This is a genomic window from Acinetobacter entericus (assembly GCF_026168575.1).
GTDB lineage: Bacteria > Pseudomonadota > Gammaproteobacteria > Pseudomonadales > Moraxellaceae > Acinetobacter > Acinetobacter bouvetii.
Genome location: NZ_JAPEQW010000001.1, coordinates 179,701 through 194,854, shown reverse-complemented (window position 1 = coordinate 194,854; position 15,154 = coordinate 179,701). Strand labels below are relative to the sequence as shown.

The window sequence follows — 15,154 nt, the reverse complement described above, 5'->3', positions numbered from 1 at the left end:
GCGGATTTAAAAGGTCTAAAATTAAAAAACCCAAGACAAATTCTTGGGTTTTTACGGCTGTGATTTTAAAAACGCCGGCGCTTAAAATTCTAAGTCATAATCTTTCAAATTCAGTGATTTTAAGCGCTGTTTTAATTGCGCCAGCGACCATGGCCACGCCGCAAAATTTTTGCCGTTTTGATCCAAATAGTAGCTCCTGCAGCCGCCTGCATTAAAAACGGTAGTCTTCAAATCCTGTTGCACCTGATGATTGTGCTGCTCGATAACCTTTGGATTGATGCTGAATTTAGTGAACTGATACTCTTTCATCTGCAGCAAGCCGCTGACGATATATTCGACCTGCGCTTCAGCAATGCCGATAAAGGAGTCATACACCAAAATATTCGGGCCTAAAATTAAGAAGGCATTCGGCACTTGCTCAAGGCTGGCGCCCAGAAAGGCTTCCGGTGAACTGTTTTTCCAAAGTTCAGACAAATATTTCCCCTGTTCATTGCGCACCCGCTTGCCAACTGGCGGATGCGACACCTCGAAACCTGTGCCCCAAACAATCACATCAACCTCATGCCGTTCACCATTGGCGGCCACAACGGTATTGCCGTCGATTTCCACCAAACCGTATGGAATCAGGCTGACGTTCTGCTGCTGCAAAGCAGGATAGTAATTATTGGCAAACAGCAGCCGCTTGCAGCCAATAGAAAAATTTGGGGTGATATTTTGGCGCAGCTGCGGATCTTGCACTTGCAGCTTCAGCAATTGCCGGCTGATAAAGTTGACCGGCTCCAGCGCTTTAGGATGGCGCAATCCAAAGTTAATGCCATTCAGAATCTGCGCGACACTCTTGCGCCATGCCTGCTGAACAGCCGGAAACCGAGCGATCCATTTTTTCATGCCATCCCCCAGCTGCATATCCGCTTTGGGCAGCACCCAAGGCGCTGTGCGCTGAAAGACGTGCAGCTGTTTGGCCAATGGCTGGATTTGCGGTATAAACTGGATCGCCGAAGCGCCTGTGCCAATCACCGCCACCCGCTTTCCCGTTAAATCATAATCATGATTCCAGCGTGCGGAATGGAACATTTCACCTTGAAAGCTTTCAATCCCTTTGAGTGCTGGCAATGACGGTTCGGTAATTGGGCCTGTGCCAAAAATTACCGTCTTTGCCCAAAACTCGCCTTGTGAGGTCTGCAGTGTCCAGCGCTTTTGATCTTCCTGCCAAACCGCATCCTGCAGTTCATGATTCAGCAGAATTTTATCCTGCAAATCAAACTGTTCTATCACGTATTCCAAGTAACTTAAAATTTCAGGCTGCTTGGCAAACAGATTGCTCCATTGATGGCTAGGCGCAAAAGAAAAGGAATACAGCGCGGATGGCACATCACAGCCGCAGCCCGGATAAGTATTTTCACGCCACGTTCCGCCGACACGGCCGGCTTTTTCCAGTACGATAAAATCCTCATAGCCGACTTGCATCAGCTTATGCGCAGTGGCAATGCCGGAAATGCCAGCGCCGACAACGATGGTGTCATATAGATGAATATGGGCAGACGGCTGCTGAATTTTGCTATTTTCCGCCTGCGCTAAAGTTTTGGTTTTTAGATTGCGCTTGGCTGCTGTCTTTTTTGGCGCTTTTTGCTGCGCAGCGCCACCTTCTGATTCCTCTATTAAGTTTTCCGCATCCAATACAGTTGGCATATTCATGACGCAGCTCCCGCTTTTTTCATATATCGGTTGAATAAGGGATAGCCTGCTCCCAAAAGTTTGGCATACAGCTGCGGTGACAGTCGCTTCATCCACCAAAACAGCTTGGCGTCCGGCTGCGGAATGGTATACAGCTTATTGGCATCCAGCTGATTCAAGGCTTTCTGCGCCACAGCATCGCTGGTGGTAAAAGCATGATTCATCAGCAGCTTGTCCGCCAGCCCCGAATAGCTTTCCGGCAAACGGCCATTTTTCATGATATTGGTCGGCACCAACGTCGGACACAGCACATTGACTCGGATATTGGCGCCGCGCAGCTCTGCAGACAGGGTTTCTGATAAGGCCAGCACACTGGACTTGGTCACGTTATAAGCTGTCATTTCAGGGGCTGCCGTAAAACCCGCAGCTGAAGCGACATTAATAATGGCTCCGCCGCCATTTTGCTTCAGTTTCGGCACAAAATAATGGCAGCCATGTATCACGCCCCACAAATTAACATGCATGCACCACTGCCAGTCATCTAAAGTGACTTCATCAAACTTGCCGCCCAGCCCCACGCCTGCATTATTAATCACCAAAGTGACAGGGTGGCCCAGCAGCTGTTCGGACTGCTCAGACAACGCCTGCATCTGCTCTTTCACCCCAACATCACACTGCACTGCATAAGCATTGGATACAGTCAGAGACTGAATCAAATCGGCCGTTTCCTGCGCCGCCGCCAAATTAATATCCGCGCAAACAATATGGCCGCCGCGCCGCGCCACTTCCAATGCAAAACTGCGGCCAATGCCGCTGCCTGCGCCGGTAATCACCGCATAAGCATTGCAGCTGGGCATGGCCTTTTTACTGAAGAATCCCATGATCTTTTCCTTTTTCTTTTTGTCTTCTGCGCAATTCACGCTTTTAAAGCCGGTGTGAATTCTTTGATAAAATACGGCGTCAGCACGCCAGTTTCCGGATGCAGCAGGCGCTCTTTGTAATACTCTAAAAATGCCGAAGTATCATAATCATTCGGGTGAAAACCCGGACGAAGATAGTCAAAAATATGCTTCCAGCTGCTGCCGTAAACGCCGTCTTTTAAGCCAAAAATCAGCTGAAAACTGCGCGGCACATCTTTCCAATATGCGCCGCTGATCAGATTGGAAGGCTTGCGGTAAAACGGCACCACAAGTGAAGCCGCGGAAATCAGCACTAAAATGGTGGTCAGGGCTGCAAAGAATCCCGCCGCCCGCAGCGCATAGTTATTGGACAGGTTTTGAAAGACATCGTAGGCGATATCCTTATGCTCTGACTCTTCCAGCATGTGCCACAACCAAATAGCGCGCTGCTTTTCATCCTGAGAATCAAAGAAGATCTGCTCATGGTTCATCATGTATTCCGCCAGCACGGCGGTAAAATGCTCTATGCCCGCCATCAGCGACAGTTTCATCGGCTGCGGCAGGCGGTTAAAGCCATAATCAAAGACATAGCCCGCCAAGGTTCGGAAAAGCTTCACCGGCAGATCAATCGCCATGTAGGCATCATTCATTTCTTCATGCAGCTTAGAATGCAGCGCTTCTTGGCCAATTAATGAGGTTACCCGCTGCTTCAGCAAAGGATCTTTCACAAAATCGCGGTGATAGCGCGCCGTATCAATCACCAGATCTTCGCCAAAAGTCAGAAAAATCGACAGCGATGCAAAATAGGCGCTGGCCAGTTCTGCATTCATATAAAATTTAGGATCAATCTTCTCTGGCTCAAATTCAAACTTCATGTGCCGGATCGGGATAATGGCGGATTGCTTGGCGGCATTAAAAACCGGGCCAGCCAATACGCTGCTGAATGCTTTTTTGATTGGACTGATTATTTGCATAGCGCTTACTCTTTTTTTGTATTCGCATTCAATTGCGAAAGCATCAAGTCTCAGCAAACAATACTGAGGGATATGATCAAAAATTAAGACATGCGCGCCATGAAGCCATTTGCAGAAATGATCTTTGAATTGGCAAATATTGCCGATTGAAAATATTGTCAGACAATAAGGCCTTGAAATTTTCATTCAATGCCAACTTTATATCAATTAAGGTCAGGGCCTTTTTTGCACTCCTGCTGATCCAGTTAATTCAGCTGTTCTACTTTTCCGGTATTCGCCTGATACACCCATTGATGGTCAAACAAGGCGTCATTCAGATGGTCAATACGGAAGTTGCCAATAGCCGCCGCATAAAAGCCGACCCCCTGCTGCTGCAGCTGCTCAATGCCTTCCATTAATTCAGGCGGCAAACCGCCCATGATAAAGTCCGAGATCACCAACACATCGGCATGGCTGAAATTCGGCTGGCGCAGCATGTCTGCCGCATGCTGCATGGCGGGAACAATATCCGTGCCGCCATGAAAGGACTGGCTTAAAAAATGAATCACGTCATCCAGCGCATCGCCCTGCTGCAACTCCAAGGCCGTTAAATTGGTCGAAAAGTTGATGATATGCATGGGCCGTTTAGATTTCATGGCCTGCATGGCCAAATACAAGCTGATGGCTTTGGCAATCAATTCAGGCTGTCCATGCATAGATCCGCTGGTATCCAGACACAGAATCATCGGGCCTTTTTCACCCCGCATTTTACGGGTCCGGCGCGGATCATCAATCACGCGCCCGCTTTGTTCGCCTTGCAAATGAAATCCCAAAAGGTTCGATTCCAAATATTTCAGATCAAATAAAATCTGCAAATCCAGATCTGACAGCAGCGCCAGCTCACTGGGCAACGCCAAATTCAAATGCTGAGACAAATGGATGCCGGTAATTTCTTCAAAGGCGCGCTGATCCGGCAGGGCTTGCTGCGCCTGCACAGGATTCACCGCTAAAGGTTTGCGTTTATATTTGGAAGGCTCGGCGCTGCCCATTATTTGGCACAGCTTCTGCAGCGCTTTGTCCTGCGCTAAATAATTGCTCCACATTTCAAACTGCTGTACATCCTGTTCCGTCAGCTGCCCTTTAGAGTAATCAATAAAGATGCCGGTATCTGCGCCAAAGGCATCCTTATGTTTCGCCATTTTCTGCAAAGCGGCTAAAAAGTCCTTAATTTCATCTAAAAAGGCATCACGCTGCAGCGCCAGCTGTTCAAATTCCCATTGTGCAACAGCTTCAGTGAGTTTGCGCTGCCATTTTTCCTGCAGCAGCTGAAACTGCAGATGCAGTGCGGTTTTGGACTGCACTGCATTTTGCTGAAATTGCCATAAATCCCCCAAAACAGGAATGCCCAGCCCTTGCTGAAAATCCTGAAACTGCTGCTGCATCAGCTCCAATTCAATGCCTGAAACCGCCTTTTTTTCCAACCATGCCTCCAGCTGCTGCTGTACCGCCTGATAAGGGTGCTGCTGATCTAGGCTGGATTTAGCCTGATAAGCCCATGCATGCACTTTTTCATCTATTTTCTTGGCCGCTTTTTCATCGTCCAGCCAATGCTTTAATGTGGACTGGCGAAGTTCCTCATACAGCTGATCGGTAACTGCCGTCAGCGCATTGGCTGTCTGCTGGGCAGACTGCAGCTTTAATTTCGGCATAAGCGTTCCAACCGCTGGCAGTCCTGACGCTGCAGATCATAACGCTGCAGCGTCAGAGCCAGCTGTGCTTTCAGCTTGGCTGAATCTTCCTGCGCGGCAAAGTCTGAATCAAAATGCGCTGATGCCGTTTCAACCCTCTGCCGCAGCACGGCATAATCTTGGCTCAGCTTGCTTTGCAGCGCCTGCACCTCATGCAGCAGGTCATATTGAACCTGCGCTGACAGCTGGGTACGCGCACTGCCCTTCGGATATTTAATATAAGGTGTCACCGCTTCTTCTAAACCGTAATAGCCGCCTTTTAACGTGCACTGCCGCCCGCCATTGAAATTGCAGACGATGCCGCGGATTTCCTCACCGCTTTCATCCACGGCAAAGAAATCTTTTTTGCTGTCCATTTTATCCAGCTCTAAATACAGTACTTTATCCTGATAATGATGATCCAAGTTGGTCACGGCTTTTAAATACTCACGGCCGCAGATCAAATAGCTCTCATAAACCTCATCGGTATAATAAAAATGATTTAGAATCCGCTGTTCGGCATCTTCTTTTTGCGCAATGCTGCTGGCCAAATCCAGATCTGAATCCAAGCCAATCTCTAAAATCGCCTGTTCTATGATCTGCGCAACAAAATCAATGTCATCTATCTGGTTCCATAAGCAGTGCTTTAAAATAAACAGATCCAAAAGATTCACTTCAGTGCGGTCATTAATAAAAGCGGAAGCTTTCAGCAAATACGCTGCGCGCTGCCAGCGCCGGTCAGAGACATAAACGGCATGCTCCTCAAAGCTGTCAGTTAAAGATTGCTTGACCGCATCAAAAATTTTCAAAACTTCCGCCGGCAGCTGCACCTGATGGATTTGTTCGCGCCACTGCTGCAGTTCCTGCTTTTTAATGCGCAGGTCATCCGCCGCTTCTATTTTGGCTGCGCTGGGCTTGGCTTGCAGCAAAGCATGGAAATTTTGCGCCTGCTGAATAGGCGGCACAACTAAACGCAGGATAAAGCGGTCATACAGTGCATCTAAACCTTGATTGGGTTCAGGAATTTCATTGGACGCGCTCATTAATACTTTTAACGGCACATGCTGAATCATGTCGCCATTTTTAAAAGTTTTTTCATTGACCAGTGTCAGCAGCGTATTTAAAATGGCCGGGCTGGCCTTCCAAATTTCATCTAAAAAAGCAAAATCGGCCTTAGGCAGATAATGTTCTGTTTTACGCAGATACTGATCATCCTTTAAAGCTTTTATCGATACCGGGCCAAAAATTTCTTCCGGCGTGCTGAAGCGGTTCATCAGGCATTCAAAATATTCGCCTACTTCAAAAGCAGAAGCTATGCGGCGGGAGATCAGGCTTTTGGCTGTACCCGGTGAACCGTACAAAAAGGTATTCATGCCTGCAATGCCTGCCAGCAGACTCAGCGCCATAATCTGCTCGCGCTCATACATCTGTTCACTGACTTGGGAAATGAGTGCATGCATTCGCGCTTTCATAAAAAACATCACTGAAAAAAGAGAATCCTATTGTAACGGCGCAATAGCGGTTTGCGAAATTTAACGATTTTAAAAATCAGCCCTAAAAATTTGCTATCTTTATCGGCAGTACTCAGCCACCGCCATTGCCCTATGTTCAATTTTATGCCGCTCTTGATTCGACTTTTAAAGCTGGAACGCTTTAAATGCCGCGGGCTGACGTCAGGCGAGATTGCGCTGTGCCAAAGCGTTTTTGGCGGCCTGATTGACTACTCTAAAGTCAGAGTGATGAATCATCCGTATTTGCCGTGGCAGCCCAGGCATATTGTAATGGCGCCCAGCGGCAATATTCACGCCCGTTCGCCTTGCTTCAGCAACGACTATTCATTGGAGAGCCTTCCCTATCAAGGGCTTTTTATTCATGAAATGGCGCATATTTATCAGTATCAGCAAAACATCAATGTCCTGCTGCGGGGCGCATTGCTGCAAAGCGCTTTCTTTTTAAGTTTCGGCAAATACAATCCCTACGCATATCGGCTTCAGGCCGGTAAGAAGTACTTTGACTACAATATTGAACAGCAGGGAGATATCGCCCGTGATATCTTTTTTAAGCGCATTCGCAACATGATCTTGTTCCCCGAGGACAGGCGGCCGCGCCCATAGCATTTTTTCTTCTATGCACTCCGATATTTCGGCCTTTATCCGCCTGAAATTTTCATCCTTGAGCGCTATTTCTTTAACAAATTTAACCCAGTAGATGCAGCAGCGCCGCGATTGGCATAGTTCCTGCTCATATTCGATTTAAAACCTTTGAATTGGCTCTAGCATCTAAGTCAATTTCAGCTAAAATAGCCTCAGGTCTGAAATGCTTTACAAAGCGCAAGAAGATTTTTATATCATCGCTTAAATGATGTTTTTTAAGCCTTTATGGCTGTATTTTTAGTATCAAAATGCACTCTGCTGAATAATACTCATAATAAAAATCAGTTTTTTTAGTGCATTCACCCCCTATAGGAATAGGATTTAGTTGGAATGAATAGTTTTAAAATTGCGCTTGCCCAATTCTCTCCACATACTGGCAACTTGACATCAAATGCCGAAAAAATGCTGGAGCAGGCAAATCAAGCGAAAAAACAAAATGCCGATATTATTGTTTTTCCTGAACTTTCTACTTTAGGTTACCCAGCAGAAGATCTTTTGCTGCGCCCAAGCCTCAGCAAACGCACTCAGCAGGCTTTTGACAAACTGGCAGAAATTAAAGACATCGTTTTAGTCTTCGGTTTTGTCAATCAAACAGCAGACGGCCAGCGCTATAATGCCGCTGCCGTCATGAAAGACGGTCAGGTTCTGGGCATCTACAATAAGCAGAACTTGCCGAATTACAGCGTATTTGATGAAAAGCGCTATTTCACTGAAGGCCATCAGCATTTGGTCTTTGAATACCTCGGCCACAAATTTGGCGTGCTGATTTGTGAAGATGTCTGGGCGCTGCCAACGGTTCAGCAATTGACGCAGCTGAATGTTGAAACGGCATTGGTGCTGAATGCATCGCCTTATGAAGTCGGCAAACCGCAGCACCGCATTGAAACCATGTCGGCTTTGGCCAAACAAATGAATTTGAACTTGGTTTACTGCAACCAAGTCGGCGGTCAAGATGATTTAATTTTTGACGGCACCAGCTTCGTGATAAGCAAAGACGGTGAAATCGCGCTGCAAGCGCCGAGCTTCAAAGAAGATTTGTATATCGCTGAATATGATACGGGGCAAAAAGCGTTTATCAAAGGCGCGATTACCCCTGTCATGGGCACCATGGCTGAAATTTACCAAAGCCTGGTACTGGCAACCCGTGATTATGTGCAGCGTTCAGGCTTTTCAGGCGTGATTTTAGGCTTATCCGGCGGTATTGATTCGGCTTTGACCTTGGCGATTGCCGCCGACGCGATTGGCGCTGATAAAGTGCAGGCAGTGATGATGCCCTATACCTACACCGCGCAAATCAGTGTTGAAGATGCGGCGGAACAGGCGAAAAACATGGGCGTGACTTTCGGCATCGCCGAAATCAACCCGATTGTGTCCGGCTTCATGCAGACACTTTATCCGTTCTTTGGCAATGCGCCCGCGGATGCAACCGAAGAAAACCTGCAGGCGCGTTCACGCGGCACTTTGCTGATGGCGCTGTCAAATAAATTCGGAAATTTGGTGCTGTCAACCGGCAACAAATCTGAATTGTCGGTCGGCTACTGCACCCTATACGGCGACATGGTTGGCGGCTATGCGGTGCTGAAAGATGTATATAAAACCATCGTGTTTGAGCTGGCAAAATACCGCAACAGCATTTCAGAAACACCGGTGATTCCTGAGCGTGTGATTACCCGCCCGCCTTCTGCGGAACTTCGCCCAGATCAAACTGACCAAGACTCTTTGCCTGCTTATGATGTATTGGACGCCATTTTATATGCCTACATTGAAGAAGACATGAGCCAAGATGACATTATTGCCAAAGGCTTCGATGCAGAAGTGGTTGCCAAAGTCATCCGCTTAGTCGATTTCAATGAATATAAACGCCGTCAAGGCGCAATTGGCCCGCGCATCAGTTCACGCGCCTTCAGCCGTGAACGCCGCTACCCAATCGTCAATGGCTGGAAACCCGGTATTTAAGCAGCGTTTATTAAAAAGCCCAAACTGAAATTTGGGCTTTTTTATGGCGGCTGCTTTTCATCTTTGCCTCTGGCAATCCGGTCAGCAGCAGAGATATTTAAGCCGCCTTTTTTGCTGTATTATTCATTCACTGTAAGGACATGAATTCGCATACAGTGAAACATTAAAACATGATTTGAAGAATACTCTGCGGCACTTTTCTTCAGACAAAAAAAGAGACCAAGCTGAGAGCTTGGTCTTTTAAAATGGTGGCTATGACGAGACTTGAACTTGTGACCCCCGCATTATGAGTGCGGTGCTCTAACCAACTGAGCTACATAGCCTTAAACTGTGTGCGCATTATCTAAAGTTCAGCAGGCATCGTCAAGCTTTTTTCTGCAGAAATGCGCAGACTTTAATCAAGCCCGCATCAAGCTGCTAAAAAATAAGCAGCAAAGCAATTATTTATGGCGATTTTCACATTTTTATTTAAAAATTACACAGTTATTCCAAAGGTAAAAAAAATTGAAAAAGACCATTTTATTAAGCCTAGTGCTGAGCCTTGCCGGCTGCCAGCTCATTTCCCCTATTTTTGTCGATTACAATGGCGTACGCATGGATGCTGCAAAATGGATTAATAGCCAATCGCTGCTCAGCATGCAGCAGAAGCGCAGCCTTGCACAGCTGAGCAAAGCGCAGCAGCTGCTGCGTCATTACAGCGATCAGGATGGCCCGACACGCCTTGCAATTGCCAAGCAAAACCAAATTGCACTGCATTGCGCCCATTTGCACCTCAGTGAAAAGAAAATTTCCCAGCTGCAGCAGCAGCTCTTTGGCGATGAAAAGCAGCAAATATTAGCGTTTTATCAAGATAATGCGCCGATGATAAAATTAGATGAAAAATCAATTCAATGTGAATAAGCCAATTCTAAGCAGGCCAAAGCAAGTTTTTGGCCTACTTTTTATTTTCCTTAAGCCGGCTTAATAAAAAACATTCTTAAACTTTAGTTGAATAAAATATCAGCAACACATTTTAGCAACAAACTGTACACAGATAAGTTATTAATATTCTTTGAATTATTTGATAATCTTTAAAATATCCATATGAGTTTGCTAGGTTTTCTTTCATTTTGTTTCGCGCTATGATCAAGCTGAGGCTATTGTTTTATATACAATGAGCAGTATGTGCCTGCTCTAAAAATGCTGAAAAATAAGGAGAATTATCATGTCATTTCAAAATATTGTAGTCCCTGTAGACGGTTCCGAAACTTCTCTTGCCGCCGTGGCAAAAGCGACTGATTTTGCTAAAACATTTAACAGTAAAATTACCGTCGTTCAAGTCATGGTGCTCGATCCGTATATCGCGGCTGAATATATTTCTGCAACGCAAACCAATGACCTGATTGAACGTGCGCGCACATCGATTGTGGATAATTTAAGTGCCGTCAAATCTAAATTAGCGGCGCAGGGCATTGATGTTGAAACGAAACTGCTTGAAGGGCAAACAGTGCATACTGAAATTGTCAAAGCAGCTCAAGATGCTCAAGCAGATCTGATTATTATTGGCTCTCATGGCCGTACAGGGCTGAAGAAATTTTTCCTCGGCAGTGTTGCGCAAAGCGTCTTGGGTTCATCTGACATTCCTGTGATGGTTGTCCGCAAATAAATCATTGCTATGTCCAAATACAGTCTTGCAGGCGCTGTCTTGCAAGACTCATCCTTTCCATTGATATTTTTTCAAATCAATTTTTCCGGCGATGACGGCTACACCTTCCGCCAATAATTTCTGCTGCTGCACATTAGCCCCATCATCATCCAACTTGCCTAGGCTGATTTTCCCTTGGCTGTTAATCACCCGATGCCATGGCAAATCTGTGCCTGCATCAAGGTGCTTCAGCACGTAGCCGACCAAGCGCGCATGCTGAGGCAACCCCGCCAAACGCGCCACTTGACCATACGATGCCACCTGCCCCTGCGGAATCAAGTCAACCACAGCCAGGATCTGCTGAGCAAGTTCGTCACTGTGCTTTGCCATATAATGCTTTTGCGCCTAGAAATGAATAAGAGAGCCTTAAGGCTCTCTTATTGTTGCACCATCGCGGTAAAATTAGAACACCAGATGATTGTTATCCAGCAACTCCTGGAGGCCAATGTCGGTGTTCTTCAGTGTCAGCAGTTCCACCTTATCATGCGCTTTAGCAGACAGGCCGTCACGGTCAATGCTGATAATGGTATTGCCTTTCCCATCGCCTGCAACAGAAATAAACTGGCCAATATTGCTCTTATCGATACCCTGCCCTTGCAGCAGCTGACTGACGTCAATCTTATCGCCTTGCGCTTTGCTGAAGTCCGCCCATGTATCATGGCCATTGCCGCCAGCAGCATCTGAACTGTTCAGCACTTTGAAAATGATAGTATCTGCGCCCGTTTTGGCATTAAATACATCATTTCCAGCGGTACTGGTGATCACATCATTGCCTGTACTTGCAGTAAAATTCACACTGGCTTAAATGCTCAGTGTAGCAGTAGACGCATCACCATTTGGCGCAGCCAGCTTGTAGGTAAATTCTTCTGAATGGCCCGAAAGCGCTTTTGCATCGGTGGCCGTATACGTATAGCTGCCATCCGCTTTCAGGTTCAGTTTGCCGTATTGCCCTTCAATCTCAGTTCCCGTGCTCTTCACCGCGGTGTAAGTCAAACCGCCATCTTTCGAGATATACAGATCTGTGTATTTAGAGGCCAGCGTATCTGTGCCGTGGCCGTCATTGTCACTGAAGATATTGCCCTTGCTTTGCACAGCGGCAGATTTCACCGTAAAGTCATCCAGATCAATCACGCTGCGGCTGATGGTCGCGCTAACACTGCCAAAGATGCTGAAGCCCTTGTTTGTAATGGCCTCAACAGTATATTCGCCGGCTTTTAATCCGTTCAAACTCAAACTGTTTCCATTTGGCAGCAAGGTAATAATATCGATCAGCGTTGAGGCGCCAGTTGTGGCAATCAATTTATGCGCTTTGTCATAGATATTGACCACTGTTCCGCCCAAGAAAGATGCGAGCTGAACCGAACCAAAGCTGATTTTCACATCTTCAATGGTGCCGTCAGCAACCGTCAGTTTGGTTGAGCCGGACTTTGTTCCGCCCGCGCCTATGGCCCAGCTATAGCTGATAGAGCCGGCTTTTCCGGCCGTGACTGTATTTGATGCATCAACGCCAATGAAGTCCTTGTTGTCTGTCGCTGCGACTGTAGAAGCATCCTCTTTTGGATGGCTGTCATTCCAGTTCAGCGCCAGATCACTCTGTGTGCCAATATGAATGATCAGCTCTGCCGCACTTTCTTTCCCGCTGGCAGGATCTTTGACGGTATAGCTGAACACGTCCGCTTTGCCGATTGCCGCCACATCTGCTTTTGGCGCATAGCTGTAAGAACCGTCCTTCTGGATGGTTAAGCTGCCGTAAGCGCCGTCAATCACCGTGGCGCCATTTACCGCTTGGCCGTTTACACTGCTGATGACCGAGCCAGCAGGAACGCTGTCTTTTCCATATACCGAATCAGTATCGCTGATGACGTTTCCAGTTGCCTCAGCAGTCCCGCTTACCGCCGGATTGACCGAAGTATCAAACACATTCAGCGACAGATTTGCGCTGACTGAAGTGCATAGGCCAATCGCCGAGCCGCCGACAAATTCAAACTTATAATTGCCCGGCTGAAGATTATTGGCGCGCACTGCAGCGCCTTTTCCAAATAGTCCAAAAATATCCAGCAATCCAGAATCTTTATTCGATGCAATCAGCTTCCAGCTGCCATCTGCATCCATTTGGAACAAACGCATTTCCGCTTTATCAAACAGATTCACCAATGAGCCTGTTTTTACACTGATGGTCGCTTCACCAATTTCTTGATCGCCTACATTGAAATAGCCGGCATGTGTTTTCGTGCCGATATTGACCGCATCAAACACATTGAAAAGCTTCGATGTGCGGGTTTCTTCAACCGGATAGATAAAGTTCACATTTGCAGTAACTAAATTATCTGCAGCATCCATTGCAATGCTTTGTGCAATCAGTGCTTTCGGATCAGATTCACCGCCCTTATCCCGCGCAGTCACCAAAATCTGCTGTGCATCTGTTAGCGCTGAAGGAAGCTGAATACTGAAATGCCCTGCTGAATCCGCTTTATCCTGCGCCAAAATCGTTTTGCCGTCTGCAGAATAGACGGTGATTTCAGCAAAAGCCTCTGAATAGCCTGTGACATTTTCCCCCTGAGCATCCAAGGCGGCCTCAGGCGCTGCTGGCGCATACAAATCAGGGGCAATAGCAGGAGCAGCCAGAGATTCGCCGCCTGGGTCTTTTGCCGTGACTTTAACGGCTTCGCCATCCACCAAAGCAGGATTCAATGCAACGGTATAGCCGCCATTGGCATCGGCCTTACCGACAGCCAGCACAGTCGTACCTTTGCTGCCGCCATAAACCGTAATTTCCGCATTGGGCTCTGTAGATCCTGTTATGGCTTTGCCATCCGCCGTCACTTGAGCTGCAGGTGCATCTGGCGCATAGAGATCAGGCGCAGATGCCATTTTCGGCAATGACTCGCCTCCAGGATCTTTTGCAGTCACTTTAACGCTTTCACCATCCACTTGCGCAGGATTCAGGCTGACTGTGTACCGGCCAGAAGAATCAACCGTGCCTTTGCCCAATACCGTTTTTCCATCAGTACTGTAAACAGTAATCAATGCACCCGGCTGCGCCTGACCAAAGACTGTTGCGCCATCATTCTGATTCACTTCTGCTGTCAGCAATCCAGGCACAGTGGCATCGGTTAAATCATCACTTGTATGGCTTTGATTGCCTGCCTGATCTGTTGCTATGGCTGTGTAGATGCCTTCAGCTGCCGGCGCAGGAACTAATGCCGTGAATGTGCCGTCTGGATTGACCGTGACTGGAATGTCTTTGCCGTTCGGGTCTTTCACGGCCACTGTCGCACCCGGTTCTGCTTTGCCGCTCAGCGTTGCCGTGCCGTCTGCATTTGCTGTGACTGTCAAACCGTCAAGCTGAGCTTGAGTATCCACTGTCAGCGGTGTCGAGGCTTTATCACTCACATTGCCTGCGCGGTCTTTGGCTGCCGCTTCTACAGTATAGTCACCATCTGCAAGCGCCTTCGCGCTGTATGTCCAGCTGCCTTGAGCATCTACGATGCCTGCACCCGTTTCAACAACATTGCCAGCCTTGTCTTTTACTGTCACAGTGACCGTTGAACCCGCTTCTGTTTTTCCGCTAAAGCTTGGAGCCGCATCTGCAGCTGTGCCAGCTTGATCAATTTCAATCTCTGGCTTCACCGTATCAATAATGAAATCTTTATACGACGGAGCGCTGACGAGGCCGCTGGCATCAGTAGAAATCGCTTCAAGCGTAAACAAGTCATCTGCCAAAGGTTTAGATGGCGTAAATGTCCAGCGCCCGGTTGCTGTATCCAGTTTCGCCAAACCCGAATCAATCAGCTGATTTGAAGAATCATAAATATGGATTCTGACTTCAACACTTTTCGTGGATGTGCCAGAGAACGTTTGTGATGGATTATTCGTTGCTGGCGGCAATGGCGCAGCAGCCAGCATTGTGCGTGCAGCGAACATTGCAACTGGCGCGGCAAATGATGCTGCAAAGAAATCAAAGTCATCAATCCCAACTGTCGGCGGAATAATATCGCCGCTGGCATCTCCTTTCAGGCCTTGATTGCTGGCTTGATCCTGATAGGAACCGGCATCAATGGCAAGTTTAACAAAGTTGGTCACACCTGAAACCGCTGGCTGCACTTTT

12 protein-coding genes and 1 tRNA gene are annotated in these 15,154 nt (G+C 47.4%); 4 read left to right on the top strand and 9 right to left on the bottom strand.

From position 1 onward, the window contains the following. Nucleotides 1-81: 81 nt before the first annotated feature. The 5 genes from OKC24_RS00955 to OKC24_RS00935 form a co-directional block, all read right to left on the bottom strand. A complete protein-coding gene (locus OKC24_RS00955) occupies nucleotides 82-1,695 on the bottom strand; it encodes a flavin-containing monooxygenase (protein WP_131275991.1) in 1,614 nt (537 codons plus the stop codon). After that, on the bottom strand, nucleotides 1,692-2,555 hold the full coding sequence (locus OKC24_RS00950; protein WP_265464531.1) for an SDR family NAD(P)-dependent oxidoreductase: 864 nt from the start codon (nucleotides 2,553-2,555) through the stop codon (nucleotides 1,692-1,694). Before OKC24_RS00950 ends, OKC24_RS00955 begins: the two co-directional genes overlap by 4 nt. A gap of 35 nt (nucleotides 2,556-2,590) precedes the next feature. Further along, nucleotides 2,591-3,547, bottom strand: a complete 957-nt coding sequence (locus OKC24_RS00945) for a metal-dependent hydrolase (protein WP_005008248.1) — start codon at nucleotides 3,545-3,547, stop codon at nucleotides 2,591-2,593. Nucleotides 3,548-3,792: 245 nt separating this feature from the next. Next, a complete protein-coding gene (locus tag OKC24_RS00940; RefSeq protein ID WP_131275993.1) occupies nucleotides 3,793-5,235 on the bottom strand; it encodes a VWA domain-containing protein in 1,443 nt (480 codons plus the stop codon). After that, nucleotides 5,223-6,713, bottom strand: coding sequence for an AAA family ATPase (locus OKC24_RS00935; RefSeq protein ID WP_252151875.1), 1,491 nt, complete (start codon nucleotides 6,711-6,713; stop codon nucleotides 5,223-5,225). Before OKC24_RS00935 ends, OKC24_RS00940 begins: the two co-directional genes overlap by 13 nt. A 144-nt stretch (nucleotides 6,714-6,857) precedes the next feature. Between OKC24_RS00935 and OKC24_RS00930 the strand changes: the two genes are divergently transcribed. Then, on the top strand, nucleotides 6,858-7,367 hold the full coding sequence (locus OKC24_RS00930) for a hypothetical protein (RefSeq protein ID WP_130144270.1): 510 nt from the start codon (nucleotides 6,858-6,860) through the stop codon (nucleotides 7,365-7,367). A gap of 369 nt (nucleotides 7,368-7,736) precedes the next feature. Next, the gene (locus OKC24_RS00925; RefSeq protein ID WP_130144148.1) at nucleotides 7,737-9,362 is read left to right on the top strand and encodes an NAD+ synthase; all 1,626 of its coding nucleotides are present in this window, start codon (nucleotides 7,737-7,739) and stop codon (nucleotides 9,360-9,362) included. 246 nt (nucleotides 9,363-9,608) lie between these two features. Here the strand turns inward: OKC24_RS00925 and OKC24_RS00920 are convergent. After that, nucleotides 9,609-9,685: transfer RNA gene (locus tag OKC24_RS00920), tRNA-Met, on the bottom strand. Between the two features lie 181 nt (nucleotides 9,686-9,866). Here OKC24_RS00920 and OKC24_RS00915 point away from each other — a divergent pair. Both OKC24_RS00915 and OKC24_RS00910 read left to right on the top strand, forming a co-directional pair. Next, entirely contained in the window at nucleotides 9,867-10,262 is a 396-nt protein-coding gene (locus OKC24_RS00915; RefSeq protein WP_130144149.1) for a hypothetical protein, read from the top strand. Between the two features lie 304 nt (nucleotides 10,263-10,566). After that, entirely contained in the window at nucleotides 10,567-11,007 is a 441-nt protein-coding gene (locus OKC24_RS00910; protein WP_005008236.1) for a universal stress protein, read from the top strand. Between the two features lie 48 nt (nucleotides 11,008-11,055). Here the strand turns inward: OKC24_RS00910 and OKC24_RS00905 are convergent, their stop codons facing one another. From OKC24_RS00905 to OKC24_RS00895, 3 genes are all read right to left on the bottom strand, one after another. Beyond that, complete coding sequence (locus OKC24_RS00905) at nucleotides 11,056-11,376, bottom strand: MGMT family protein (RefSeq protein ID WP_130144150.1); 321 nt, start codon at nucleotides 11,374-11,376, stop codon at nucleotides 11,056-11,058. Nucleotides 11,377-11,448: 72 nt separating this feature from the next. Beyond that, the gene (locus OKC24_RS00900; protein WP_228257547.1) at nucleotides 11,449-11,841 is read right to left on the bottom strand and encodes a type I secretion C-terminal target domain-containing protein; all 393 of its coding nucleotides are present in this window, start codon (nucleotides 11,839-11,841) and stop codon (nucleotides 11,449-11,451) included. A gap of 6 nt (nucleotides 11,842-11,847) precedes the next feature. Continuing rightward, nucleotides 11,848-15,150, bottom strand: coding sequence for a BapA/Bap/LapF family large adhesin (locus tag OKC24_RS00895; RefSeq protein ID WP_265464527.1), 3,303 nt, complete (start codon nucleotides 15,148-15,150; stop codon nucleotides 11,848-11,850). Between the last annotated feature and the right edge of the window lie 4 nt (nucleotides 15,151-15,154).